The sequence below is a fragment of the Epibacterium ulvae genome (genome assembly GCF_900102795.1).
Classification (GTDB): domain Bacteria; phylum Pseudomonadota; class Alphaproteobacteria; order Rhodobacterales; family Rhodobacteraceae; genus Epibacterium; species Epibacterium ulvae.
In genome coordinates, this window is sequence record NZ_FMWG01000002.1 from 483,854 (window position 1) to 510,598 (window position 26,745).

The window sequence follows — 26,745 nt, forward strand, 5'->3', positions numbered from 1 at the left end:
TTTGGGCGGGATTAATCTTCAAATCCAGCAGAATCTTTTAGTTCGGTCACAACGTTTGCGCTTGCTTCCAGTGTCCGGTGTACAGGGCATTTGTCAGCAATCTCCAGCAGACGTGCGCGCTGCTCTTCGTCCAATGCGCCAGACAGATGTAATGTACGCGTGAATTGATCAAGCTTTGTTGAGCCTTCGGGGCCTGCATCATGTGCGTGTACTTTGTTGTGGCTGACCTCAACACTGACATCATCCAGAGGCCAGTTCTTACGACGCGCATACATGCGTACCGTCATCGCTGTACAGGCGCCCAGACCGGCTGAGACAAAACCATAAGGCGTCATGCCTTTGTTGGTTCCACCGTAGGCAAGGGGTTCATCTGCGATGGTGTGGTGATGAGGGCCGGATTGGATATGCTGCATAAAGCCGGTCGGGTCCGCCTCGGTAACGCGCAAGACACCTTCTGGTGCGCCAGGTGGGGGCGCGGGCGGTGTCAGATCCACATAGCGCGCGGCCCAGGCTGAAATAACTTCTGCCGCATATTCCGCATCAGAGGCGCGCGTGATCAGATGATCGGCGTCATCCAAAGTGACAAAGCTTTTGGGGTGTTTCGCCATACCAAAAATTTCTGCCGCGTTATCAATGCTGACGGTTGCATCCAAAGGCGCGTGCATGATCAAAAGGGCTGCATCCAGATTGGGCACAGCTTCTTTCAAATGCGTGCCGCAAATGTCATCTACAAACTCTTTGCTGATCACAAAAGGGCGCCCGCCCAAGCAGACTTCTGCCTGACCTTTTTCTTTGATTTCAGGGAGTGCCTTTTCGAAATGATGCGCAACATGGCCGGGATCTGAGGGCGTACCAAGCGTAACGACGCCTTTCACAGAGGGCAGGTTTTGTTTTGCACGCAAGACAGCAGCGCCCCCCAAAGAGTGACCAATCAGGAGGCTGGGTTCCATGTCACGGCTGCGCAAATATGCAGCTGCAGCAACAAGGTCTTGGACATTGGTGGTAAAGCTGGTGTCTGCAAAGTCGCCACATGATTGACCAAGCCCGGTGAAGTCAAACCGTAAAACTGCGATGCCCATCGCCGCAAGACGAGACGAGATGCGGCGTGCAGCAGCGTTGTCTTTGGACCCCGTGAAATAGTGAGCAAAAAGTGCTGTTGCAAGAACGGGACCTTCGGGAAGGTCAAGACGGGCTGCAAGGTTGAGACCCGCATGGCCGGGAAAAGAGATACGTTCCGTTGGCATAGAGTGCCCCTTGTAATCTATTGCGGTAAGCGGTTGAAAAGATGTGGTTGCTTAGACAGCCTATCAAGGTTTGCTACATTTTGTCACGCAGAGGTGAGGTGTTTGGTGGAAGACGATCTAAAACGACAACTGCCGGGAATAGGTACATATAATCTAAAGACGACGTTTGATATGGAAATCTGTACGCGCTTTATGGGGTTTTTGGACGCCGAGCCGCGCGCGTTTGAACGTGACCCATCACATGATCATGTCACAGCATCAGCTTTTGTGGTGTCAAAGGATCTCACTTCGGTTGTGTTGACGCATCATGTTAAACTGGACAAATGGCTGCAGCTTGGGGGCCATTGTGACGGTCTTGTAGATGCGGCTTTTGTCGCGCAAAAGGAAGCTTATGAAGAAAGCGGGCTGAGCCGGATCCGTCTGCTGACAGAAGACGTGATTGATCTCGACGTCCATGAAATTCCTGCGCGAGGTGCTGATCCTGCACATCTTCATTTTGATGTGCGTTACCTATTTCAGGCTGAGCAGGGACGTCTTTGCTCCAGTGCAGAGAGCAACGATCTGGCATGGGTGCCCCTTGAGGCGCTGGAAGAGTATTCTGACGAACCTTCGTTGCTGCGTCTGCGCGATAAAGCCATTGATATAATAGGGGAATTGTCGCTTAGCGGAGGAGCCTAACGGCTCCACAGGTTGAGCCTTGTCTCTCTGGCAGGAGAGACAAGGCGGTTGGCACACGATGAAACCGTGTGCTTTTAGGGCAATGCGGGCAAAAGACTGAGCGCGGCGCGCACCATGCCTGCACTGTCCAGATACAGCGCCAACGTGAGCAGAACGAGGAGCTGTAAAGAAAACCGTAAATCACTGCCGCGAATAAGATTGACCGCGCCGGCCAGAATGGCTGCGGGTGCTGAAACCGTTGCCATGATAGCGGTCAGAGCAAATGTGGCGACATGCTGGGGCAGTTTGTCCAGAACATATTGTTTCCAGCTGCCTGATCCGACGTTTTGTGCCTGATCCATTGCCGCGGTTTTCAGACGCAGATCACATTGCAGAGCAAGTTGTTCTGCGGTTTGATCAATGGGAGCAAAGCGAGACGCTCTTTGGGTTGGCGCGGGTTTTGCGCTGATTTTTCCAAAGGTTGTCGCGCGATACAACGGTGCATCGCGATGAAACAGACGTCCCGCTGTGTTTGATGCTGAAACTGGCGTGGGCTCAACGGTGTCTTGTTTTGTAAAAGGTGTTTCAAAAACACTCAGGAATTGATCGGCGGTCAGTTCGGTTGGCCAATCCAACCAGTGCACGCTTCGGATAGGCAAGGTTACAGCGAGCGCATGCAACAGGCAGGCCAGCAAGGTCTCTGAAAGTTCTTGATCATTATACATTGGATAAAGTGGCGTCAAACGCAGCTCTAGCGTGTCGCCAAGCGTATGTGGTGAGCGCCAGCCATGGGTAAGTTTGCGCCGCCGCCGCAGTTCCAGACAATATTCGTCGGTATCAAGAACCAGAGTGTGACCGGTAGGATTTTCAGAGCTTAAAATATCGTGGCCGTAGACCTCAAGCGTGTCAACGATCAAAGGAGCTGCTGCATCCAGAAGACCCAGGACTTCTCCTTCGAAGCCAAGTTTTGCTTTTAATGTTGCGCTCTGTTCCATCATCGAAATCCTGTTTTTAGGGGCCGATGAGGAAACAATAAAATTTGAAAGAGTATAAATTTAGGCGGTGATCTATTTTATTCAAAAAATGTAAACCGCCCTGCTATCAAATTGTGGCACCCTTTATAATTTATAAAAATCAATGATTTGGCGTATATTTTTGAAAGTAAATTGTTTAGAATAAGGCATCGAGACGGCATCGCAGGAACACATTTGTGCCGCAGCTCGCACAATCTTTACGAGGTAAGGGAATTGTTAACCATTCCAGGCCGCCACGAAAAGGATCTGCGATCACTGATTGTTTCCTTGGCGCTGGTTCTGTGCCCGCTTTTGACTGGGGATCAGTTGTGAAATGCGTGTTGCGCACTGAGGGCAAGCCCATCTGCAACAGCTGTCATTGCATTGTCGCGATGCAGGCGAGCGTTGGGACAGAGGTTCTGCATCTCCTGTTCAATCACCTGAAGAAGAGATGAGCCGCCGACCAGTACAATCCGGTTGACCTTCGCCGCAGTGACATCTGCCAGCTGTAGCGTTTCAGCGGCACAGGTGCGGACCTCAGAAACAGTTGCAGCAAGTGATGTTTGCATTAGGTCTGAGCTAAGCGGGGTGCCCAATCCACGCTTAAGCATGCGCAGATCGACACGGGCTTCAGCTTGGCTGTTGGCGGTGATCTTGCCGCGCTCAACCGCGAAAGCGACATCGTGGCCCAGCTCATGTTCCAAAACGTCAACCAGAAGATCCAATTTTTCGCGCTCAACCGCATGCGCCGCAAGATCAGCGGCTTTGCGCCGCGTCTCACCTGTATAAAGAAAAGGGATCATTTGCCAGGTTGCGAGATCGTTGAAGATCTGATTTGGGGCCGCCAAGGTCCCGCCGCCAAATGCGTTTTTGATGTCGCTGCCACGACCAAGCAGAGGCATCACGTGATCGATACTGATTTGCCGGTCAAAATCGGTTCCGCCGATGCGCACACCATTAGAGGCCAAAATCTCAGTGTGGCCGTTCACATCTTGTGAGAAAACGGTGAAATCCGATGTCCCGCCGCCGATATCAACAATAAGGCCCACCCCCGGTTCTGGCGGCGCTGCGCGCAGGGCGGCTTCTGGCTCGTTCAGGAATTTTACATCCGTAAAACCCGCTTCCAGATAGCAGGCGCGCAGATCTTCTTCGGCCTTGGTGTTGCGCGCGGCGTCTTTGGAATGAAATTTGACCGGCCGCCCGGATAAAGCGTGGGTAAACACCATCCGCGTCTGGGCTTCGGCCTGAGATTTTACCGCTGCTAGAAACCGCGCAATGATCGAAGCAAAGCTTAGCCGTTCGCCCCCCAAACGACGTTCTTCATAAAGGAGGGGCGTGCCCAAAAGGCTTTTGAGCGCCCGCATGAAACGGCCTTCTTCGCCGTCGATCAGAGCGCGGGTGGCGCTGCGCCCAATCCGCATACCGCGCTGGCCTTCTTCAAAAAAGACTGCGGTTGGTAGCGTGGTTTCTCCCGGTTCCAGTTCAATCAGGTAGGGACGCCCTGCAACGGCAAGGCCCGCAGCGGAATTTGAAGTGCCAAAATCGATGCCAAGGGTTGTTGGGGACTGATTTGACATGTGTGCGCTCCAAAAGATGGGAGAAGGCGTCTAGCGCATTTGCCCCATTTCGGCAAGGTTTGGATTTTCGTCCTTATCTTTAGGTCTGATCGGAAGCTAGCGGTGCCGTAAGCGCACGGGTGAGAACCAAAATGCCGAGCGCAAGGACAGCGCCAAGCGCTGCCAGCTGTATTACGGCTTGAAAGCTATGATACTGGCCAATTGCACCCACCAATGGACCGGCGATTAGACCGCTGACCATAAGTGTATTCCAATAGATGGCTGTTGCACGTGCAAAGCGTCCATTTGCAAAGCTTTGCACGAAAGTGATGCTGAGGCTTGCATAGAACCCATAATACAGCCCTTCAATGGCGGCTCCCAGCATCATCATTTTCAGGCTGTTGATCTGCGCCAGAAATTCAATCGCGACGATGGCAAGGATCAAAGTACCTCCCAGTGTAAGACGCACGCCAAACCGCTGGATGAAGTAAGGAGTAGAGAGAATAGCAAAGATTTCGACAAAGGTTTTGATCGAAAAATGCAGGCCGGGTGCAAAGGTGGGCAGGTTCACCTCTTGCACGTAAAACAGCGGCAGGGCGGAAAAGGTCAGCGAATGTGCGGTTGAAAGGCAAAAGCAAACAAGCGCTGCTAGGTAAAGAGCATGATCTGACAAGGGGGCATGGGGTGCGGAGGCTCGCGTAGCCTTATCTGATTTGGTGAGACTGGTCATATTGCGCGGCACAATGTGCCACCAAAGCGTAAGCCAGATCACAACCAGTGCTGCGCAAACTCGAAAGACAAACGGCGCGCCTAAACTGTCTGCAATGACAAAAGATAGGGCAGGGCCCATCATCCAACCAGTGGATGTCGTGGCGCGCATAAAAGCATTGAACTGTTCTGTGGGGATCTTGCGCGCTTCGGCGTAACTGCGGCTCAGGGTGAACATCGTCGACACTGCGCTGGAGCCAAAGCTAAACCCAATCACGCCAAAAGTTAGCGTGACCCAGAGCGTTGGGGAAAGCGACAAGGCACATGCCGCCATCAAATACCCGCTTGCAGCGATACCAATCAGCGGAAACACGGGGTTCCCTGCATCCATGGCCTTTGCGAAACGTTTATTTAAAAACAATGTCAGTGCAACAACAAGGACAGAATAGACGCTTAAAATCAGCGGCGCATTCTCTAGGTCCTCAACGATGAAATACCCCATGAAGGGAACGATCATAGAACTGCACAGCGTCCCGCTGAGTTGCAGTGCCAAGAAAGGCAACGCGCTGCGAAAGTCAGAAAATGTCATTGTAAAATAATCCAAAAGTACTGTCGCGCTAAGGCATGCAACCTGACATGGTTCCTGCGCTGCAAGCAAATGAAGCTTTTATGTCATGCGAAGTGTGATGTATGACATAAAAAAAGGGCGCGGAATGCGCCCTTTGAAAGATTGTATCAGCTTACCTCTTAGGTTTTGGCTTTGCGGTTCCTCACCGAGGGTAAGACGATAAGCAATGCCGCAAAGATCAGTAGGCCAAGTGTCATCGGGCGCTCCCAGATAAAACCAACCCCATCGTACAGCTGCATTGCACGGGCAAAGTTGTTTTCAAGCAATGGCCCAAGAATAAACCCGATCAGCAATGGCGCGAGAGGGTAGTTGGCAAACCGGAGTAAAGTTGCCCCAATGCCAAATCCGATCAGGATCAACAGCTCTGCTGCGTTATTTTGCCCGATGTAAGCCCCCATCAGAGTAAAGAACAAAATAAAGGGGATCAGAAAATTCCGTGGAACCGCCAATACCTTTGCAATGTAAGGGATCAGAGGCAGGTTCAGGATCAACAACACCAAATTGCCAAGATACATTGAAACAATCACCGCCCAAAAGATCTGCGGCTCATCAATCATCAAACGCGGTCCTGGAGAGACGTTAAGCGCGATAAGCGCACCAAGCAAAATTGCAGTTGTTCCAGATCCTGGAATCCCAAGCGTCAAGAGTGGCACAAACGAGCCGGTACAGGCTGCGTTATTGGCGCTTTCGGGTGCCGCGATACCTTTAATGGCCCCTTTGCCAAATTCGTCCTGTTCATGCTTGGGGGCAATGTTGCGTTCAACTGCGTAGCCAAGGAAAGATGCGATTGTAGCCCCTGCGCCGGGGAGCACGCCAATAAAGAAGCCTTGCAAAGACTGTCGCCCGATAACGGGAGCAATTTTACGTGCTTCATCCCTGCTGATACGCAGATCTTTGATTTCGCCGCTGTTGTCATCGCCAGTTTTGGAGCGGGTGGGGTCCAGCACCAGATAGATCGCTTCGGGGAGGGCAAACATCGCCATGGCGAGTGTAACAAACCCAAAGCCAGATTGCAGCTCCATCACCCCCATAGTGAAACGGGCAGAGTTAAACAGAACGCCTTCGCCAACCGTGGCCATGATGAGGCCCAGAAACGTCATCAGCAGTGCTTTTGAGACCTGACCAGTGCCCGCAAAGGCCGCAATGGCGGACAATCCCACGACCATCAGTGCAAAATACTCTGAGGAATGAAACAAAAGCGCGACCGAAGCCAGCGCAGGTGCAAAGATCATCAAGAGAATTGCACCAATGGTTCCCCCTGAAAAAGAGGCAATCGCGGCGATGGTCAGGGCTTTACCCGCTTTGCCTGCGCGTGCCATCGGATAGCCATCAAAGGATGTCGCCACTGTTGAGGCCACGCCGGGTGCATTGATCAATATCGACGAGGTCGATCCGCCAAAAACCGCGCCATAGTACACCCCTGCCAGCAGGATCAGCGCAGCAGAAGGATCACCAATGGTGATGGCAATCGGGATCATGATAGCAATGATCGACATCGGCCCAAGGCCGGGCAACATGCCGATAAATGTCCCGATCAAACATCCACCGATGACCATCAGGATGTTTGTAAACGTAAAGGCCGTGGCAAGACCTGTTAAAAGTCCTTCCAGCATATCAGCTCCCCATCAGAAAAAAAGGAAAGGGGCTTAGGAAAATCCCCAAAACGGCATCCACCAGATACCAGACTGTGCCGGCCGCGATGGCAGAGACCAGCGCCATCAATCCAAAACGTCGCTCGCCCAGAATAAGACTGCCTCCGACGAGGAAAAGGAAGGTGCTGCCAAGAAACCCAAAGGGGCGCAGCAAGATCGCATAAACGACCATCAGTCCTAGTAAAAGTACGGCCTGGCCGACGTTATATTCCCAAAGGCGAGACAGATTAATGTCGCTCTGTGGCTGTTCTGAGCTGCGTTCTAAGTTAAATAAAACGCTGAGAGACATGAGCACGCCACCAACGGCAAGCACTTTGGGAAAACTGGATGGCCAAATCGGGCTGCGCCGCATAATCGGAGGCAGCAGGTCATCCATCAGGAAATATGCGGAATAGCCGTAGAGCACGCATACAAAGAAAAGGGCCAGAGCGATCCAACGGTCTAGAGCCATATCGCTGTCCTCCATCACTTGCGGAAAAGCCCGGCGCGTGGGTGCGCCGGGTTGATGTTTGAAGATCAAACAGTGTCGGTCAGATTATAGGAAGCCAAGCTTGCGCATCAGATCACCGATTACCTGTTCTTGATTTTCAAGGAAGCTCCGGAATTCATCGCCGTTGTTGTGAATGTTGACCCAACCATTGCGCTGGCGTACGGCTTCCCATTCAGGGGTGTCGTACATCTTTGTCAGCGCGTCCTGATATGAGGAAAGTTTGTCCTCTGGCAGGCCGGGGGCTGCGAAGAAACCACGCCAGTTTACAAAGGTGGTATCATTGCCTTGTTCAACCATGGTTGGGGCATCCGGGAAGGCATCGACACGGGCATCTGCGGTAACGCCGATAATGCGCACTTCGCCCGCTTTGGCGAGTTCTACCGCCTCAGAAAACCCGGTTGAGACGGCTTTGACCTCACCGGACAACAAACCTGCCATGGTTGCGCCACCACCATCATATGGCACGTATTTCAGATCCAAAGGATCTGCACCCGCGGATTGAAAGACCATGGCGGCGACAAGGTGATCCATACCACCCGGCACAGAGCCACCGCCAATAGCAACGCTGCGAGGATCTGCTTTGAAGGCATCAATCAGACCGTTTACATTCTGAATATCACTGTCTGCGGCAACTACTAGTGCGGCATAATCGCCAATTGTGCCTGCAACCAATGTCAGGTCACGGAAATTCTGCGGGAACACACCGGTAAGCGAGCGAATGACAATGGGAGTTGAGTTGACCATCAGCGTGCCATGTTGGCTGGCCGCGTTTTCAATCAGATAGCCAATGGCCTTGCCACCTCCGCCACCAGACATGTTTTCATATGAGGCTGTTCCAACCAAACCAGCGCCAGTCAGCGCCTCGCCGGTACCACGCGCAGTGCCATCCCATCCACCACCGGCGCCGCCGGGGATCAAAAAGTGCACACTGTCCAACACAGGATCAGCCGAGGCCAGCGGTGCGCCTAAGCTGAGGCTGGCCACAGCAAAACCCAATGCAGCGCGACGGCTAAATTTTAAAATACTCATGTTTTCCTCCCGTTACATGAATTACCTAATCTTGTATCGATTAGGTCATATGAGGTCTCGGAACCTTTTTGAGGCTCTCGTTCACCAAAGTTACTGCGTTCAGGGGGTGTCTATCTCTTTGCGCAGTAGGTCGTCTGGGTAGTGAACTGCACCGCTCATGATGCAGCGTTGTGTGCGAAAGGTCGTGGCCGATCGCGCACTTTGGGTTGGGCCAATTGCCTCGACCTCAGCATCAACGGGCAATACACCCGAAGGGTTGCCCACGCGTATAGTCTTGGCATCGCCACCGATCTGTGCCGGAAGACTGCCCTCAAGTTTACAAGCGACTGCCACGCACATACCGCCTGACAGTGTAATTGCTTTATGAAAGTTCCCCATTGAAATCAGCCGCACCGCGATGTCATGACTGTCTGCTGAATTGCAGCGACCATCAAGCGAGGTAAACTCGCGAGGGTGTGCAACCATTGCAACCTTGGGATTGGACAGTGGGATTTCTTCCGCACATGTTGCCATTCCCATAGCCACGCCACCTGCACGGCGGATCTCATCCATACGGTGCATCAATTCTGCATTGTTGTCCAATGTTTCTGGCGCTTCATGTCCGGTGCAGCCAATATCGCGTGCCCGCACAAAAACAACTGGATTGGCCGCATCAATTAAAGAGACTTCGAAACGTTCACCACTGCCAGTTATGATGTTATCAACCTCGTGACCGGTTGGCAGTAACGCCCCGGTGACCGCACCCCCCGGGTTCAGAAAATCAAGACGGATGGGGGCACCGCTGCCGCTTACACCGGGAATTTCAAAATTGCCGTCTTCAAGTGCAGCGCCATCTTTGACGGCGAACTCGGCCTGATAGATCTGACCTGTATTGGTGTTGTGAATGCGCACTTGGCAGGTCTCATCCGTTGGGGTCACAAACCCCTCACGCACGGCAAAAGGTCCGACACAGGAGGACATGTTTCCACAGGTCGAACCATAATCTGCAACCGGCGCTCTGACGGCGATCTGGACAAAGGTGTAATCCACATCTGCGTCAGGATGCGTTGAGGGGCCGACAATCACCACTTTAGAGAGAGAGGAAAGCCCGCCACCTAATCCATCCAGCTGGCGTCCATTTGGATCTGGACTGCCCAGAACATGAAGAAAAATACGATCACGCAGCGCTTGATCGGTTGGGAGATCCTTGCTGTTGAAGACCACCGCTTTGGACGTCCCACCCCGATAAAACGCAGCACGCAGAGATTGAACCATTACGCAGCCCCCGCAAGGAATTTGCGGAACGCGCGCGGCAGCAGACCGCCTTCTGAAAAAGTCGCGCGCTCTGCGTCATTGTACAAGCGCAGATCAAGGGGGGTCGTGGTTTTTCTGCCATCTTCACGCGTGATTGTCAGCTCTGCCGATGTCAGCGCTTCATTCAAATGGATGTCAAACAATTCGCTGCCATCAAGTTCAAGCGTCTTGCGTGTGACCCCTTCGGGGAAACACAATGGGGCGATCCCCATATTAACCAGGTTAGACCGGTGGATACGTTCGAAACTTTCGGCAATGACAGCGCGGATTCCGGCAAGCCAAGGTGCCTTTGCTGCGGTGTCGCGGGACGAGCCGCATCCATATTCTTTTCCGCCAATCACCACGAGCGGCTGTTCACGCCCAAGATAGGTTTCGATGGCATTAAAGATCGTGGTGACACGCCCTTCAGGCTGAATGCTGGTCCAGGATCCCTCGCGATCTGGAACCATCTCATTGCGCAAACGATAGTTTGCAAATGTGGAGCGGATGACCACATCTGAACAGCCACGGCGGGTGCCAAAGGAATTAAAATCCCGGTGTGCAACACCATGGCGTTGCAAAAACTGCCCCGCTTCTGACTCTGGTGTAATGATCCCAGACGGCGAGATATGATCCGTGGTGACACTATCGCCCAAGATCACCAACGGCCGTAGGCCACGTAGGGTGGTCACTGGTGTGTTGGCAGCCCGGATGTCTTTCACAAAGGGTGGGAAAGAAACATAGGTAGAAGGCGTCCAGTCATATCGACCCGCGCCCACCTGCATCGCAGTCCATTGTGCATTGATTGTATCTATACTGTTGTAATTGTCACGAAACTCTTCTGGCGTCACATGTGCCTCGATCAATGCAGACACTTCGTCTGCATCTGGCCAAAGGTCATCCAGATAGACCGGTGCGCCGTCTTGATCATGGCCAAGCGGCGCGCTGGAAATATCTGTAAGCACAGAACCCGCCAGCGCATAAGCGATCACCAATGGCGGGGATGCAATCATATTGCGTGAGGCCAATGGGTGGATACGTCCTGCAAAGTTTCGGTTCCCCGACAGCACCGCGATGCCTTTCACGTCATGGGCGCGAATGGTTTCTTCATGTGCCGGGTGCAGGGGGCCAGACATGCCGTTGCAGGTCGAACAGGAAAAGGCCGCAATTTCAAATCCAAGTTTGCTGAGATCTTCCTGCAGACCGCTTTGTTTAAGATACCGCGCCACAACACGAGAGCCCGGCGCAAGCGATGTCTTTACGTGGGGTTTTACCTGCAACCCTTTTGCGACGGCTTTTCGGGCCATCAGCCCTGCCATTATCATATTGCGCGGATTTGCGGTGTTTGTGCAGCTGGTGATTGCAGCGATGATAACATCGCCATTACCAATGTCATGGGCAGGTAAGCTGCCGCTTTGGTCCACAACAGCCACTCTGTGATCAGCCTCTTCAACCGAGGTAAGCTGTTTCGTGGCGTCTGCCAGATCGATCCGTTGTTCTGGGCGAGAGGGGCCAGACACGGCGCGGCCAATCTGGCTTAGATCAATGTGAACGACCTCGTCATACTCTATCGCAGTGTCAACGCCATCATTCCAAAGGCCCTGAACCTGACAATAGGCTTGGGTGCGTGCGCTGTGCTCTCCGCGTCCAGTTTGGTTCAGATAGTGGATCGTGTTCTCATCAACCGGGCAGAACACCATGGTTGATCCATATTCGGGGGCCATATTCGCGATGGTTGCACGATCTGCGACGCTTAGTGTGTTGTAGCCAGTCCCAAACATTTCAACAAATGTATCAACCACGCCAAGAGCGCGCAGTTTTTCGGCCACAACCAGCGCGATGTCCGTGGCTGTAATATCGTGTGAGGGCGCGCCTGTGACTTCAAGCCCGACAACGCGGGGCACATTCACCGAAGAGGTTTCACCAAACAGTAGCGCTTCGGCTTCCAGTCCGCCAATCCCCCAGCCCATAACGCCAAGCGCATTGATCATCGGTGTATGGCTGTCTGTACCTAGCGAGGAGTCTGGGATCAAAAGATGCGGGTTTTCGTTGGACGGCAGAACCGTATGGCCAAGATATTCCAGATTGACCTGATGGCAGATGCCGCTACCGGGAGGCATGACACGCAGGCGGGGAAAGCGGTCTGCGCAGGCCTTCAGAAAGGCAAAACGCTCCCGGTTTACTTCAAATTCGCGTTGCATGTTTTGTTCAAGTGCAAATTTATCTGCCCAGTGATTGATCGACATGGCGTGATCAATAATCAGATCCACTGGCAGGCTCATATCAACCGTGCTCGGATCTCCGCCATGTGCCTCAAGGTGGTCGCGAATGGCCATAATATCGATCAGGGCAGGGATGCCGAGCATATCGTGAAGCAACAGACGGGCTGGGCGAAAGGGCACCGCATCCCCCTTGCGTGCCGCGACCTGCAACGCCGCCTCACCCTCTGTGGAATGACGTGCCGCGTTTTCGGCAAGAACGCGTAACGAATAGGGCAGGGTGCGCGTGCGGTCTCCCAATAGGGCACGATAATCAAGGGCTTTAAGGGGCGAATTGGGAATGTCGAGGTAGTGCACGTCTTGATCTCCTGAATTGGTTGAATGGTAGACAGCCGCCTAGATATGAGGCAAGTTGTGAACGTATTCGTTTCATCAGGTGAAATATGATCTCAGGTCAACGGACCGAAGCGGTCGAGCGCGCGATGTCGATTTTGAACGCGTTTTCGACCAAAACACCCAGCCTTTCATTGGCGGATCTTGCCGAAGAAACCGGGCTGCATAAAACCACGATTTTGCGGCTCACCAATTCTATGGCGATCTATGGATTTATCCAAAGAGATGATGCTGGAAAATTCACAGTGGGCCCCAGTGTTTGGCGGTTGGGATTGGTGTTTCGACAGGACTTCACCAAACGTGAACATGTTGCGCCTTCGCTTCGAATTTTAGCTGATGCCACAGGCGAAACTGCGTCTTTTTACGTTAAAGTTGGTAATGAAAGGGTTTGTTTATACAGGGAAAATTCCCCAAACCTGTTGCGATTTCATGTCGAAGAAGGTATGCGGTTAAAATTATCTACAGGGGCGTCGGGCTTGGTTCTGCGCCATTTCTCAGGTGAAGATGTAGGCAATCTGGATCGCTTTAATGCAAATGGGACCGCCGTCTCAGTCGGGCAAACCAATCCCAATATTTCCTCAATTGCGACCCCTGTGTTTGATGCCCAGAAACAATTGATCGGTGCGCTCACTGTGTCTGGTCTTGTCAACAGATTTGATGAAGAGGCACGCATGCGCACGATTCCATTGTTGGAAAGCCTTGCGCGCGGTCTTGGAGCTTGATCTGTCTTGAGCTCAGAAATTTCACTCAGTGAAACCTGTTTATTCGTTGCTTGTATCAATCTCAGTCGCTGATTAGGCAGAGAGCAAAACCCTGATTTGGAGGGCATTTGCTATGATGAACCATGAAATTAACAAGGCGTTTCGCGCGCGTCTTAACAGTGGCAAAGCGGTTTTGATGCCGGGGGCCGCTAATGCGCTGGCCGCTCAGGTGATTGATCAAATCGGTTTTGAGGCCCTCTATATCTCGGGCGCGGGTGTCACCAATACAGCGCTTGGCATGCCTGATCTTGGGTTCATTTCCCTGCCAGAAATCGCACAGCATACCGCGACCATTCGCAATGTAACTGACCTGCCAATTGTCGTGGATGCAGACACAGGATTTGGCAATGCGCTGAACGTGCATCACACTGTGCGCACCCTAGAGCGGGCAGGCGCCAGCGCCATTCAGATCGAGGATCAGGTTGCGCCAAAACGCTGTGGCCATTTTTCTGGTAAAGACATCGTGGATCTGGAGGAAGCACGCAGCCGGATCAAAGCGGCTGTGGACGCGCGTCAGGATCCAAACTTTTTGGTGGTCGCCCGCACCGATGCCTGCGCTGTTGAAGGTTTTGATGCTGCAATCGATCGAGCCGCGGCTTTCATTGAAGATGGAGCCGACATCACCTTTGTTGAAGCGCCACAGACCCTTACGCAAATAGAAGACATCCCAAAACGCCTGCAAGGTACACCGCAGCTTGTTAATCTGGTGGTCGGGGGTAAAACCCCCATCATGGATTTTGACGTGCTCGATAACATGGGCTTTGGTCTTGTTCTTTATGCCAATGTCGCGCTGCAGGGGGCGTTAAAAGGCATGCATGACGCGCTATCTCTGTTGAAAACAGATGGTCGTATGGACGAAAGCGGGCCTGTGGCCTCGTTTGAAGTGCGCCAAAACGCCGTGAACAAAGCTTATTACGACCAGATGGAAGCAAAATACTCTGGCAAGAGCTAAAGCTGCGATTAATCGCGGTTTTTGCAACCTTTACACCGGGCGCGCTCTCGCGTCCGGTTTTTTCTTGGGCAATTCATTCTTATCAAAATAGAAAAGGGCGCCCAAATGGACGCCCCTCCCGGATCTTTGATCTGCGGAATTAGCAGCTGTAGTACAGGCCAAATTCAACAGGGTGTGGCGTGTGCTCGAACAGTTCCACTTCTTCCATCTTGAGCGCGATATAGCCCTCGATCTGGTCTTTGGTGAAAACATCGCCCTGCAGCAGGAAGTCATGGTCTGCCGCCAGGCATTCCAGAGCTTCACGCAAGGAACCACATACGGTTGGGATACCTTCCAGCTCTTCTGCTGGCAGGTCGTACAGGTTTTTGTCCATTGCTTCGCCGGGATCAATTTTGTTCTTGATACCGTCCATACCCGCCATCAGCAACGCTGAGAAGGCCAGATAGGGGTTTGCAGATGGATCTGGGAAACGTGCTTCAACGCGCTTCGCTTTTGGAGATTCGGTCCATGGGATACGAACACAGCCAGAGCGGTTGCGGGCAGAGTAAGCACGCAGAACAGGCGCTTCAAAGCCTGGAATCAGACGCTTGTAAGAGTTGGTTGATGGGTTGGTGAAGGCGTTCAGCGTTTTCGCGTGCTTCAGAATGCCACCAATGAAATACAGCGCTTCTTGAGAGAGATCTGCGTATTTGTCGCCTGCAAACAATGGCTTGCCATCTTTCCAGATGGACATGTTCACGTGCATACCGGTGCCGTTGTCGCCATAGATCGGCTTTGGCATGAAGGTTGCAGTTTTGCCATATGCGTGTGCCACATTGTGGATCACATATTTGTATTTCTGCAGCTCATCCGCTTGTTTGGTCAGGCTGTCAAAGATCAGGCCCAGCTCGTGCTGACAGGAAGCAACCTCGTGGTGGTGCTTGTCCACTTTCATGCCCAGACGCTTCATGGTTGAAAGCATCTCAGAGCGCAGATCCTGGCTCTCGTCGATTGGGTTTACTGGGAAATAGCCGCCCTTAACGCCGGGACGGTGGCCCATGTTGCCCATTTCATATTCAGTGTCGGTGTTCCATGATGCGTCAGTTGCATCAACTTCATAAGACACTTTGTTGATGGAGTTCGAGAAACGAACATCATCAAACAGGAAGAATTCCGCCTCGGGGCCCATGTAAGCCACATCACCGATGCCGGATGCTTTCAGATATGCTTCGGCTTTTTCCGCGGTGCCGCGTGGGTCGCGCTCGTAAGATTCACCGGTGTCTGGTTCTACGATAGAGCAGTGAATGCAGATGGTTTTTTCCGCATAAAACGGATCAACATAAGCTGAATCCGTATCAGGGATCAGTTTCATGTCTGAGTTTTCGATGGATTTCCAACCTGCGATGGAAGAGCCGTCAAACATGAAACCCTCTTCCAAGAAGTCTTCATCGACCAGATCTACATCAACGGTGACGTGCTGCAGTTTGCCGCGCACATCGGTGAAACGGATATCTACATATGCCGCTTCTTCGTCTTTAATCAGCTTCAGAACTGCTTCTGCGCTCATTCCCTTAGTCCTTCCAATAGATGTTTTGGATCTTGAGTAAATGTTCAGCCTGACCCCGACCTCTGGCCAGCATTCAGGCTGCAGTGTCTGTTTGGTAACGCTTACAGGGCGTCAGATCCGCTTTCGCTTGTGCGGATGCGAATGGCCTGTTCGACGGGGCTCACAAAGATTTTGCCGTCTCCGATTTTGTCGGTCTTGGCAGCCTCCACGATGGCGTCAATTGCGGCATCGACCTGATCGTCGTCCAAAACCACTTCAATTTTCACCTTTGGAAGAAAATCCACCACATATTCAGCACCCCGATAAAGCTCGGTATGGCCTTTTTGCCGCCCAAAGCCCTTCACCTCAATGACCGATAGCCCTTGAACACCCACGTCTTGCAGGGCTTCTTTCACCTCATCCAATTTAAACGGCTTGATGATGGCTTCGATCTTTTTCATAGGGTCTGGCTCCTCACAACCTTGTCGCTGATTAGAAATCACTTCTAAATGGTGGAAACAATGTAATCTTAGGCGGCTTTGCTCATGTTTGCTCTAAAAATATGCAAATGCGCTTAATTTGTGCGCTTTGTGACTTAAAAATGTGCAACTTGTGAATGGAATTTCTTAAGGATGCCTGAACTTTTAACAGCCGCACAGATGTGCGCGATAGAACAGGCCGCTATAAAAAGCGGCACTGTGACCGGGCTTGAACTGATGGAACGCGCTGGTTCTGGTGTGGTCGAGGCTATTTTTGAAGAATGGCCAGAGCTTGCGCAGCCTTTCTCTGCAGACAACACGTCCACTCAAAGCGTGAAACACGCGGTGATATTGTGCGGCCCCGGCAACAATGGCGGCGACGGGTTTGTCGTCGCGCGGCGTCTGCAGGAACTGGGCTGGCGCGTGAAAGTGTTTTTGTATGGAGATGCAGAAAGCCTGCCAACCGATGCGCGCGTCAACTATGATCGCTGGTTGGAGTTAGGGCCTGTGCAGATGCTTGATGCCTATGATTATCAGGGTGGCTGGGGCTGCGATCTTTTGGTTGATGCGCTCTTTGGGACAGGTTTGAAGCGGGCTTTGCCTGAGCTTGGAGAACTGTTCTGGAATATGGAGGAGATGGTAAATTGCTTCCCTGTTGAGCCGGGTCATGACATTGGACGTCCAGCCATTGTGTCTATCGATATACCGAGCGGAGTTTGTTCAGATAGCGGGTGCGTTTTTCCATATCAGGACAGCGGTCATTGGTTCCCTGCAGCCACCGCACATTTAACCGTGACGTTTCATAGCCTGAAACTCGGCCACGTTTTGAATGATGGGCCGGAGTTTTGTCATCGCGTCATGATCAAAGATATCGGGCTGAGCCGTTCAACTGAGATCGGAACTTTGTCTCGTAGTGCTTTGATCGAGTTACACATTGATCGCAAATTAGGGCGACATGTATGTGCTCAGGCTGAGCCTTTGGTCATGTATCTTTCTAAGGATAATGATGAGCATAAGTTTTCTCATGGCCATGCGCTGGTTTTGACAGGCGGTGCAGGTAAAACCGGAGCAGGGCGTCTCGCCGCGCGCGGGGCGTTGCGGATTGGTGCGGGGCTTGTGACACTGGGTGTGCCGCCGTGTGCGCAAATAGAGGTTGCCTGCCAGATCACCTCATTGATGCTGACCCGTGTCGAGAGGGCGGAAGGGCTGGCGAAGACGCTAGAGGACGCGCGGATCAATGCGCTGTGTTTGGGGCCAGGGCTGGGGCAGGACCGTGCGCGCGATTTACTACCGGTCGCGCTGCGCGATCCCAAACGCGCGGTTGTGCTCGATGCAGATGCTTTGTCGGCTTTTGCGGATCAACCCGAGGCACTTTTTGCAATGCTGCATGAAAACTGTGTCCTGACACCGCATGGTGGCGAGTTCGCACGCTTGTTTCCGGATTTGGCAGAAAAGCTGAACAGCTCTACCACCAGAGGCTCTGCTTATTCCAAGGTCGACGCTACGCGCGATGCCGCAAAACGTGCGGGTTGTATCGTGCTGTTTAAAGGACCGGATACCGTTATTGCCGCGCCAGACGGCGCGTGTTCGATACATGCCGCCGCTTATAATCGCGCCGCGCCTTGGCTGGCGACCGCCGGGGCGGGAGATGTACTGGCCGGTTTTATCACAGGCCTCTTAGCGCGCGGGTTTGCACCAATGCACGCTGCCGAAGCCGCTGCATGGTTGCATGTGGAATGTGCGCGCCAATTTGGCCCCGGCTTAATCGCCGAAGATCTGCCTGAACAGCTTCCAAAGGTTTTAGCAGATCTTTCGTAGAGGGGGAGGGGGCTGTGCTTGACAGATGCGCGCGCCCTGTCATTAAGGAGAGGTATGTCGTGAACTGGGGCGGACCACATGCCATTTTGCTTTTTGACACCGGGCGCATTTACAGGCGGCCCCATGGCGCTGCATCAGGCGGCTGCGCGATTGAATGCATTGGGCGGACAAGCCTCTGTCATGTATATCACTGACAAAGAGCTGGGGGCAGGCCTCGATGCATTTGCTCAAGAAGGAGCAGGGGCGCAAGCGAAGGTTCGTATGCGTAAAGGGCTGCGCCAGTCTCGCCCCGACCGCAGGCTTGACATGTTCGAAGTTCCACAGCTGCAAGCCGCGCCGTTAGAGACACACTTCATCGTCCCTGAAGTCTGGCCAGATCTCGCCAGTGCGCTGGTCAATCATGGATGTCCCAATGTGCATATTTGGTGGCTGAGCGTTGATAACTTCCCGCTCAACCTTTTGAACCAACTCGTCAACCAACGTCTGATCCGAGCGTGTAACAATCTGTGCCAATCGGCCTATGCTGCAGATTTCGTTCGCAAGAACGGCGCACAAAACGTTTCTATGTTGTCCGATTTTGTCGAGCTGGATGAGGTGAAAAATCCAAAACCAATTGCGGCGCGCAGCATCGATATTGCGTATCTTCCGGCCAAGGCCCGAGGCGCAGAACCTTTGTTGGACGCGCTTGGCAGGGATTTCAAAATTGTACCTTTGCAGAATATGACGCGCGACCAAGTTGTTGAAACGCTTTCCGACAGCAAGATTTTCCTGGATTGCGGCAACCACCCGGGCAAAGATCGCGTTCCGCGAGAAGCAGCCCTATGTGGTGCAATTCCTGTCGTGCGCCACGAAGGGGCAGCGCGATTTACACAAGACGTGCCCCTGCCGGAAACACTTTTGATTGAAACAGAGTCATTCTTCTCGGTTGACCAGATGCGTGAGCGGATCCAAGCGGTTTTGAACGCCTCTAAAGAGGTCTCATCTGATCTGGCGCGCTATCGTGAGATCATCAAATGCGAGCGCGCTGTGTTTGACACAGAAATCGCTGCATTGATTGAACAGGATCAGACCTTGCCTGTACGGAAGACATGAGAGCAAGAAATTTAAATAATTGAATTTTTCCTCTCGCATCTTTCAAAAAGCTCTGCTAGAGACCCCACAACGAGCGCATATAGCGTTCAGGTTGCGGGTGTGGCGGAATTGGTAGACGCACCAGATTTAGGTTCTGGCGCCGCAAGGTGTGGGAGTTCGAGTCTCCCCACCCGCACCATTTCACATTTTGATGTGATTATCTCGAAAAATTCAAATATTTCAGACACTTGCGGAGTTCGAAAACCGTTTTCGCGGTCATAGGCCAATGGTTCTTTGAGAGCCAATCTGAGGACGTTTTTGCGCAGCAGTAGGTTGCCTTTCTCCCATATATTCCAAGGGCTTGAGAGGAAAGTCTTCAAAAGTTCGAAAATTTCTGCCTTAGAATATTTTGGTTTGCTGTTTTGGGTGAGTTTATCACTCAGCAAGAGCTTCTCATCCTCCAGCTTGGCAATCTTACTTTCATAGGCCGTAACGACTTTTGCATTGGTCGCATCAACCAGCTTTTCCAGCAATGAATCTTGCTGTTTATCGAGTTGGGCAATGTCTCTTTTGATCTGTGCCTTACCATTGTCGCGTTGCCCTGCGCGCTGATCCCATGCGTCTGAGAGCATGGACGTCACGATGGACAAGAGATTCTGGGACGGCGTCAGCCCCTTAAGCAACTCTTCAAACCCTGCGTCGATCTTTTCTGCACGGATGCTTTTGCGATATTGCGAACAATCGCGCGTCTGGCACCAGTAATATGGATAGCGCTTTCCTGTGCCACTGCGTGACCAGCAGGCAGTCATCGGTTGATTGCAGCACGCGCAGCTCAGTGCTCCACGCAAGGGAAAGTCTGCGTGAATGTTTTGTTTTGCCGCAGCGATGGGACGCGCGTTTTTGCGCTCTTGGATTTTCTCAAAGGTTGCGAGTGAGATGATCGGCTCGTGGTGGCCTTTGCGGCGTGTCACGCCCCACGGGTCATGTTCGATATAACCGGCATAGATCACGCGCGCGATCATATCGCTGACCTTCTGTTGGCGGATTTGTCCGTTTGGCAGTTCCTTGGGGAACGCGGGCTGTGCATCAAAAAAGCGTTGCCATCACAGGGGCCACGACCTCTGATCTATAGGCCACCAGTTCATCCGCCGTCGGCAAATACTCTGCTGGCAGGTGATCCAGCTTTTCTTCATATGCGCGTTTGATGGCGGGGATCGTTGGCAATTCAACAAGATGCCCGATCAACTGAAATAAGCGCGTTGCGGCAAGGGGGTGATGGCGCAGTGGTTCATCCAACCGCCGTTCCTCGGCCTCAATTATGAACATCACGACCAGAATGCAGGTGGCATAGTAACGAAACAGCGGCCAGTTCTCAGCCGAATACGCCCCAAGGACAATCTCAATCGCGTCGTGATCCGTTTGCAGTTCAAGGCACATATGGAGATCTGCAAGCTCACGCTCGTTTAGCCCATGTGGCTTCGGCTTCCTCTGTTTACCGGTGCGCTGCACGACCCCAAGCCCATACGGGCTTTTGCCCTCGGCTAGACCCATACCGTCCAGATAAGAAAAATGCCCAATTGCATGATGGTTCAGCTCATGCTGCAAGAGCCAAGAGAAAGACGTTTCAACCGCGTGATCAGGGTGCCCAAGAAGCGCGATCTGCTGCTCTGGTGGCAAAGTTGCAGAAAGTCTAAGCGCTTGCTCCCACACCGCTTGAATACGGCCCAACGCCCCAGTCGTGACCTCAAGCTTGAGGCCGTCCTTTACTGGATACCCAACCGCCCAGAAGGCTTTGGTCTCAATGGAAGAAATCGTCACAGAGGCCGGAAACGCCACGCCAATCCGCTCAGCGTAGCGCGACAGAGCTTTTTCTAAAATTGCATCACAATATGCTCGCGGGTTTAGAGTATAGGTTTTCAAAGAATCTAGCATCAAGTCCAAGATCAATAGGAAGTAAATAATTTAGGACAGCAAACCGATTTTAGGCCCGGCGTTATACTCTCCCTTGGGGTCAATTTTATTCAAATCTGAAGTCAATTTAGAGATGCGCTCTTGTACAAAAGCTTTATTATACTCCCCAAAGTGAGTGTGCCCCTCACGACTAAGACCCTTTATTGACGTTCTAAGCTTGGATTTTGTGTCTATAAATGAACCAACTGCAACTCCTCTTCCGGATGAATGCCTTTAAAACTTTTAGTGGCATAGACCAGTTTCTTCAGTGTCCCGAAGTTTGTAAAGGAAATAAACATTGTTAAGTTTGTATGTAGCATCATGACTTCTTGATGTGAAACTGTTCATACTGTCCCCTTGTGGAGAGTAGACTTGAGAATCTACTTTAATATTGTCATGATCAAATTTAATCTTCACAATCGCAAAATTGATAATTTCCAGATCTCCGCCCTCTGAAATTTTGAATGAAATAGTTTCCCAGAACCCAGATTTGTCAACTAAGCTAGCCGGTCCGAGGTTTGTTTTGTTTGACGATAGATATGAATGGTTTATTTCGATTCCGTCTTCGTATTTATCTTCTATCTGAGCAGTGCGATTCCATGTGATTTGCTGTAAATTTTCAAATTGCCTTTTAAATAACTCCACAACGACTGCGTTGGAGGACCTGAAAATAACTTGCTGGCTTTCCTTGTTTGCGATCCACCCGAAATAAACCACATTTCTTCTTTGGATACCTTGAAGGTCTGGTGGGAATTCAAGGATGATAAAGTTTATGACATGAGAGAACTCTCTAAGTACGAAAATGTTATGAGTTGCTACTTGTTGTTCGGAAAATCCAATATTTCGAAAGCGGTCAGAAAAATACTCGGTAACACCTACAATATCTATCCACTTTTCTGACGTTTCTTGAGTTAACCACTTTTTGTAAAGTTCAGACTCGTCCATAGTCGATGTTCCGCAATAGACGTTCCATACATTTCGCGCAGCTAAAATGTCAGCATCCATTTGGTTGTTTGCTTTCTTCGGATCTCCTAATACTTCAACAGTGAAGTTGGATCCTGCTTTTTCTAAAATGGATGTCCGAGCGGAGTAGAATTCAATTCCCAAACCGAGAACCAAAATAATCAATGTGAATACAAGGCTGTCCGTCAAGGCATCGCTGCTCTTATACATGAAATAAGAACCAACAATATTAATTGAAAAAAAGTGACACCCACACCGTTTTTGTGTTATTCATTATTTTTTAACCTTTAATTTTTTGATATGAATAATACTTTTAATTATAGTGCTGCTGGTTTTTTTGCACACATCGCCTTCGCTTTTGGTTTGTTGTTTGCAAAGGTATACTATGTGGAGGATGTGCCTGCTCGGTATGAAAATCAAGATGCTTTGCAAGAGCCAGAACAGTTACTCCCAGAAACTAGAATGAGTTGTACGCCTTAAGTGGTGTGACTAGTGTCAGGACACATAGCCCGTATTTGACGAGTGCGGCATTAGCGATGGCGGCTATCAACTCTACTTTGGGGTCTTGCCGTGCCCGATCCGGGTTCCACGCTGACCTCTCAACCAGCAGCTTCATCCTTGCAGAAGATGGGGCTTAAGGAACAATGCGAGATGTGGGTCATTCTTACCCGTTTGCGCTGCGACCCTTCGGGCATCTTACAGCATTAAGGTATGCTGCAAGATGTGTGTGGTAGTACCACACAATCTTGGCAAGGGAGTCCGCTGCGCGCGCCCGTTGCATCCCCCTCAGCTGTGGCTGGATCAGGGTATTGAACCCAGAACCAGCCAGCAAACATATCATTGTTTGATCCCTCGCAGGTGAGATTTCGTTCTCCCTGCACCCATCGACATCAAGGGCGTTCCTGCCCCTGAGAACCCAGATCAACCGTCCGCCGATTGAATGCCGCCAAAGGGACTATCGCATCCCCTTGGAACCCACTCGCAGGGCTTGGAGATTTACCTCTCCACCTTGCAACCGAACCATGCACAAACGACTGCGCGTTTGATCCTCAATTGGGGAGACCTGTCCTCTCCCCAATTCCCCATGACTGACTGGGGCTGCCGCCCCCGCGCGGCTCAAAGGGTGGGTCCTCGCCATGCTCGGTTCGCTGCGCTGCACCTGCGCGTGGCTCTGGTCCCGACCTGCGGTCGCCTTTGATCCTTGCCCCCCCGCTCCTCGGCGGAAGCCAGACGGTTGCATGCGCAACCCGTCATATACGAGAGGAGACAGACACATGCCGCAGCTATTCGCACAACCCTACGACTTGGACGCTATCGGCTTCTTTTTTGAAAGTGCTGAGGAGTTTCAAACTATTTCAAAGCGTCACTTGAACGCCCACTTTGAACCCGTTGAAGAATATGAGATTCAGTTCATTGATGGTGATGACATTGATGCCGCCCTTGCCAAAGCGTGGGGCATCAATCAGGCCAATATGGCGGGCTATTTCACTGCCTGTGATGGATGGGAGAACTACCAGAAAAAGATCTTTATCATCGCCGTGGGTGAGATTGGATGTGACTTTGATCCTGTCAATGTTCACCCAGAAGAATTTGACGTGGATCTGTACCATGTGGAGAGCATGGCAGAGTTAGCCGAGCAGATGATTGATGAAGGCCTGTTTGGTGACATCCCCGAACATCTGGAGCGCTATATCGACATAGACGCCATCGCCCGAGATCTGCATTACGATTACACAGAAACCGAGATCGCAGGCGAGACATTGATTTATCGGGCGGCTTGAGTGCAGCCCGATATCTTAAGAACAGCCGCGTTAGTCGCGGCCTTCCCATGGGAAATCATCGTCCATTTTCTTGACGGCAAATTCTGCGAACTGGCCATTGCGCTGGATGATTGTGTTGAGCACAGAGACGCCAAGCTCAGGAATATAAAGCAGGTGCGTCGTGCGCGTTCCTTGTGACGTGGTTTCCGCCAAAGACACAGGATGAACCTTGTAGCGACAACCGCCGATTGTCTCGGTGATGCGTTTACCCTTTGTGATGATCATCGAGCCATTCGTCGTTCCTTTGCGGTCAGTGCGCTCGAATTTCAGATGGGTTTCGGCTTTTTCTTTCATCCGATCAATATCCAAGCGACCACCCGAAAATGATGTCTGCTCAACGGATACAGGTTTGACCTGCGCATCTTCGAATTCAAAAGACATGGTGCTCAGCAGGCCTTGTTGCAGAACATATGCCACGCGGAAACCAGAGCCATCCATGTAGTTGGTGTCTTCGAAAATCACGCCATCCTCTTTGGCGGTGAAACGGGTGTAGCTGTCATCATCATAGGTGACAAAAACACCGTGGCTGAGACTGTCTTTAGTTGGACAAGCCGCATAGGCCGTCGATGCAGCGATACACAAGGAAGTGGCGGCAACAAAAAGGGTTTTCGACTTGGAGGGAGAAAGCCAAAGCATGAGATAACCTGTATGGGGTGCGTCTCAAAAGGGTTCCCTTTTGGTACAGCTACCACATCACCGCTTTCACGTCACGCCAGCCAGTTTTCCACAAGAAAATCAATGGGGGCGGAGTCCGTGAAATCCACTTCCACCCTGCGTTCAAAAGGGAACCCTTTTGGAAAGCGGAAATCGCACCCGCAGGAGGACTTGTCACATGGCTGTGAACGCTCACAATACCCGCATGAACGATGAAACCACGCAACCAAAATCGGGGCGGCGCATTGGCTATGCCCGTGTCTCGGATCAGGATCAAAACGAAGCCCTGCAGATCGAAGCGCTAGAAGCCGCAGGCTGCGACGTCATCTATGGAGACTATGGTGTGTCAGGCGCAACCGTCACGCGGCGTTCACTGGATACGCTGCTGCGCGACCTGACAGAGGGTGACACCTTGATTGTGTGGAAATTGGATCGGCTGGGGCGTTCCACACTCCACCTGCTGCAACTCTTGCAGGATCTGCGCGAGAACAAAGTGGATTTCATCGCCATCACCCAAGGCATCGACACTACCACCGCCGTGGGGCGGTTGCTCTACGGTCAGTTAGCAGTGTTCGCTGAATTTGAACGGGAGCAAATTGCCGAACGCACCAAGGCAGGAATGGCAGCAGCCAAAGCGCGAGGCGTCCATGTTGGACGTCCTCGCGCTATACCTCCAGATGTTGCCGCACTCCTTCGCCGCCGTATCGATATAGGCGAAGCCTCAGTCGATCAACTCGCCGAAGAACTCAACCTCTCACGTCAAACCATATACCGCGCCGTGAATGAACAAATGTGTTGCTGTGAGATGGCGTGGTGAGGGGCTATGTGCAGTATTGCATCAAAATCGGCAATTGGCCACGGCGTCAATGGGTGTCAGGCTGCATACCGCTTTCGCCAAAATCAAAGTACTGTTGAGGTGGGCGCTCATTTAGGAGCGCCCAAAAGCTTAGTTGCACTACAATTCGATTAATGCAGACCCTGAATTGTTGAATTCGAAGGATTCAACGAGCAAATTTTCGGGATCCAAGGCCGCCGTAATGACATAGTTCCGAAGATCACTCGCCGCTCCTGCATCGTCGAGTAGCGCCCGCAGATTCTGTATTTCGATGATTTCACTTTCTCCTGCCATATCGAGGCCAGATGTGCCAGAAGCAATCGAATAGATGTCGCCGGTAGTCTGGTCCACAGCTACCACATTGTAGTCAATTGTAGCGCTAAGATTGTTGTTCCCCCCTAACGTCGCTGTAAAGATAAACGAATCTTCATCAGGAAGATCAGAAATACTTGTACCAGTTACAAACGCATCAGTGACAATGTCGGGAAGAAATTCACCTAATGTGTCGGTGTTGTTGTTTTCATTAGTTTCAGAAACGAGTTGATCGTGGTCAATTTCTACTCGGAATTCAAAGTCATCACCAAAGTCAAAACCTGAACCTGTGTAAATACTTTGTCCTGCATCTTCGATCACGATGTGTCCCGTTGCAACAGATTGCGTGTAGGGAATTTGACCTTCGCTGATAATAAACTCCACACCTGGGGTACTGGTCGAGTAGACGACGACTTTGTAGCCGATGTCTCCATGTCGCTCGAATACGCCGTTTAACGCGTAGTCAAACTCTAGGTCGAAGTTCATTGTGCCATCGAGAATCTCCCCCTCAACGATTCCGAGGTTTCTTACTGATAAGTCAGGTCGAATTTCGGGAGTGTCGAAGTATTGATACGCCGTGTTGTTATCTTCATTGCTCTCAACGATGGTATTGTCGCTGTCGACAATAACCTCGAATTTCAGACTCCGTCCCATCAGTTCAGGGTAACTCTCTTGCAGCACAGCGGTGACATCAAGTGCGGTAATGGTCGCAAAGCGGCCTTGTCCAATTGCGGGAATGTCACC

General features: G+C 51.7%; 22 protein-coding genes, 1 tRNA gene and 1 pseudogene. 8 read left to right on the forward strand and 16 right to left on the reverse strand.

Annotated features, from left to right (window positions below; genetic code table 11):
• Window positions 1-11: 11 nt before the first annotated feature.
• Complete coding sequence (locus BLP79_RS04865) at window positions 12-1,244, reverse strand: bifunctional alpha/beta hydrolase/OsmC family protein (RefSeq protein ID WP_090216859.1); 1,233 nt, start codon at window positions 1,242-1,244, stop codon at window positions 12-14.
• 105 nt (window positions 1,245-1,349) lie between these two features.
• Here BLP79_RS04865 and BLP79_RS04870 point away from each other — a divergent pair, with 105 nt between their 5' ends.
• Window positions 1,350-1,922, forward strand: coding sequence for an NUDIX hydrolase (locus BLP79_RS04870; RefSeq protein ID WP_332835851.1), 573 nt, complete (start codon window positions 1,350-1,352; stop codon window positions 1,920-1,922).
• Window positions 1,923-1,996: 74 nt separating this feature from the next.
• Here BLP79_RS04870 and BLP79_RS04875 read toward each other — a convergent pair whose 3' ends face one another.
• The 8 genes from BLP79_RS04875 to acnA form a co-directional block, all read right to left on the reverse strand.
• Complete coding sequence (locus BLP79_RS04875) at window positions 1,997-2,896, reverse strand: hypothetical protein (protein WP_090216861.1); 900 nt, start codon at window positions 2,894-2,896, stop codon at window positions 1,997-1,999.
• Between the two features lie 341 nt (window positions 2,897-3,237).
• The gene (locus BLP79_RS04880) at window positions 3,238-4,491 is read right to left on the reverse strand and encodes an Hsp70 family protein (RefSeq protein WP_090216863.1); all 1,254 of its coding nucleotides are present in this window, start codon (window positions 4,489-4,491) and stop codon (window positions 3,238-3,240) included.
• Between the two features lie 79 nt (window positions 4,492-4,570).
• Window positions 4,571-5,767, reverse strand: a complete 1,197-nt coding sequence (locus BLP79_RS04885; RefSeq protein ID WP_090216963.1) for an MFS transporter — start codon at window positions 5,765-5,767, stop codon at window positions 4,571-4,573.
• Between the two features lie 158 nt (window positions 5,768-5,925).
• The gene (locus BLP79_RS04890; RefSeq protein ID WP_090216865.1) at window positions 5,926-7,419 is read right to left on the reverse strand and encodes a tripartite tricarboxylate transporter permease; all 1,494 of its coding nucleotides are present in this window, start codon (window positions 7,417-7,419) and stop codon (window positions 5,926-5,928) included.
• 1 nt (window position 7,420) lies between these two features.
• Window positions 7,421-7,909: a tripartite tricarboxylate transporter TctB family protein gene (locus BLP79_RS04895; RefSeq protein WP_090216866.1), complete on the reverse strand. Its 489-nt coding sequence runs from the start codon at window positions 7,907-7,909 to the stop codon at window positions 7,421-7,423.
• 84 nt (window positions 7,910-7,993) lie between these two features.
• The gene (locus tag BLP79_RS04900; RefSeq protein ID WP_090216868.1) at window positions 7,994-8,977 is read right to left on the reverse strand and encodes a Bug family tripartite tricarboxylate transporter substrate binding protein; all 984 of its coding nucleotides are present in this window, start codon (window positions 8,975-8,977) and stop codon (window positions 7,994-7,996) included.
• A gap of 99 nt (window positions 8,978-9,076) precedes the next feature.
• Entirely contained in the window at window positions 9,077-10,231 is a 1,155-nt protein-coding gene (locus BLP79_RS04905; protein WP_090216869.1) for a 2-methylaconitate cis-trans isomerase PrpF family protein, read from the reverse strand.
• Entirely contained in the window at window positions 10,231-12,825 is a 2,595-nt protein-coding gene (gene acnA, locus BLP79_RS04910; protein WP_090216871.1) for an aconitate hydratase AcnA, read from the reverse strand. The genes BLP79_RS04905 and acnA overlap by 1 nt, the downstream gene beginning before the upstream one ends.
• An 86-nt stretch (window positions 12,826-12,911) precedes the next feature.
• Between acnA and BLP79_RS04915 the strand changes: the two genes are divergently transcribed.
• The gene (locus tag BLP79_RS04915) at window positions 12,912-13,583 is read left to right on the forward strand and encodes an IclR family transcriptional regulator (protein ID WP_090216872.1); all 672 of its coding nucleotides are present in this window, start codon (window positions 12,912-12,914) and stop codon (window positions 13,581-13,583) included.
• A gap of 112 nt (window positions 13,584-13,695) precedes the next feature.
• Window positions 13,696-14,574 carry an isocitrate lyase/PEP mutase family protein gene (locus BLP79_RS04920; protein WP_090216874.1) on the forward strand — a complete coding sequence of 293 codons (879 nt, stop codon included), beginning with the start codon at window positions 13,696-13,698 and terminating at the stop codon, window positions 14,572-14,574.
• Between the two features lie 139 nt (window positions 14,575-14,713).
• Here the strand turns inward: BLP79_RS04920 and glnA are convergent, their stop codons facing one another.
• Window positions 14,714-16,120, reverse strand: coding sequence for a type I glutamate--ammonia ligase (glnA, locus tag BLP79_RS04925; RefSeq protein WP_090216876.1), 1,407 nt, complete (start codon window positions 16,118-16,120; stop codon window positions 14,714-14,716).
• A gap of 101 nt (window positions 16,121-16,221) precedes the next feature.
• A complete protein-coding gene (locus BLP79_RS04930; protein WP_090216878.1) occupies window positions 16,222-16,560 on the reverse strand; it encodes a P-II family nitrogen regulator in 339 nt (112 codons plus the stop codon).
• 171 nt (window positions 16,561-16,731) lie between these two features.
• On the opposite strand from BLP79_RS04930, the gene BLP79_RS04935 reads away from it, so the two are divergent.
• The 3 genes from BLP79_RS04935 to BLP79_RS04945 all read left to right on the forward strand — a co-directional run bounded on the left by BLP79_RS04935 (window position 16,732) and on the right by BLP79_RS04945 (window position 19,666).
• Window positions 16,732-18,396, forward strand: a complete 1,665-nt coding sequence (locus BLP79_RS04935) for an NAD(P)H-hydrate dehydratase (RefSeq protein ID WP_090216879.1) — start codon at window positions 16,732-16,734, stop codon at window positions 18,394-18,396.
• A 78-nt stretch (window positions 18,397-18,474) separates the two neighbouring features.
• Window positions 18,475-19,488, forward strand: a complete 1,014-nt coding sequence (locus tag BLP79_RS04940) for a hypothetical protein (RefSeq protein WP_090216881.1) — start codon at window positions 18,475-18,477, stop codon at window positions 19,486-19,488.
• A gap of 93 nt (window positions 19,489-19,581) precedes the next feature.
• Window positions 19,582-19,666, forward strand: a tRNA-Leu gene (locus BLP79_RS04945).
• A 490-nt stretch (window positions 19,667-20,156) separates the two neighbouring features.
• Here the strand turns inward: BLP79_RS04945 and BLP79_RS20230 are convergent.
• The 3 genes and pseudogenes from BLP79_RS20230 to BLP79_RS04960 form a co-directional block, all read right to left on the reverse strand.
• Window positions 20,157-20,528: pseudogene (locus BLP79_RS20230) on the reverse strand (recombinase zinc beta ribbon domain-containing protein); the annotation flags it as partial.
• Window positions 20,529-20,553: 25 nt separating this feature from the next.
• On the reverse strand, window positions 20,554-21,399 hold the full coding sequence (locus BLP79_RS04955; RefSeq protein WP_100269064.1) for a hypothetical protein: 846 nt from the start codon (window positions 21,397-21,399) through the stop codon (window positions 20,554-20,556).
• A 261-nt stretch (window positions 21,400-21,660) separates the two neighbouring features.
• Window positions 21,661-22,590 (reverse strand): hypothetical protein, encoded by a 930-nt coding sequence (locus tag BLP79_RS04960; protein ID WP_090216884.1) that lies wholly within the window; start codon window positions 22,588-22,590, stop codon window positions 21,661-21,663.
• A gap of 1,064 nt (window positions 22,591-23,654) precedes the next feature.
• On the opposite strand from BLP79_RS04960, the gene BLP79_RS04965 reads away from it, so the two are divergent.
• Window positions 23,655-24,161 (forward strand): antirestriction protein ArdA, encoded by a 507-nt coding sequence (locus BLP79_RS04965; RefSeq protein WP_090216886.1) that lies wholly within the window; start codon window positions 23,655-23,657, stop codon window positions 24,159-24,161.
• 30 nt (window positions 24,162-24,191) lie between these two features.
• Here the strand turns inward: BLP79_RS04965 and BLP79_RS04970 are convergent, their stop codons facing one another.
• Window positions 24,192-24,836: a hypothetical protein gene (locus BLP79_RS04970; RefSeq protein WP_090216888.1), complete on the reverse strand. Its 645-nt coding sequence runs from the start codon at window positions 24,834-24,836 to the stop codon at window positions 24,192-24,194.
• Between the two features lie 196 nt (window positions 24,837-25,032).
• Here BLP79_RS04970 and BLP79_RS04975 point away from each other — a divergent pair, with 196 nt between their 5' ends.
• Window positions 25,033-25,671, forward strand: coding sequence for a recombinase family protein (locus BLP79_RS04975; protein ID WP_232716271.1), 639 nt, complete (start codon window positions 25,033-25,035; stop codon window positions 25,669-25,671).
• Window positions 25,672-25,809: 138 nt separating this feature from the next.
• Here the strand turns inward: BLP79_RS04975 and BLP79_RS04980 are convergent.
• A partial coding sequence (locus BLP79_RS04980) for a CARDB domain-containing protein (protein ID WP_139163169.1) occupies window positions 25,810-26,745 on the reverse strand: 936 nt, incomplete at its 5' end.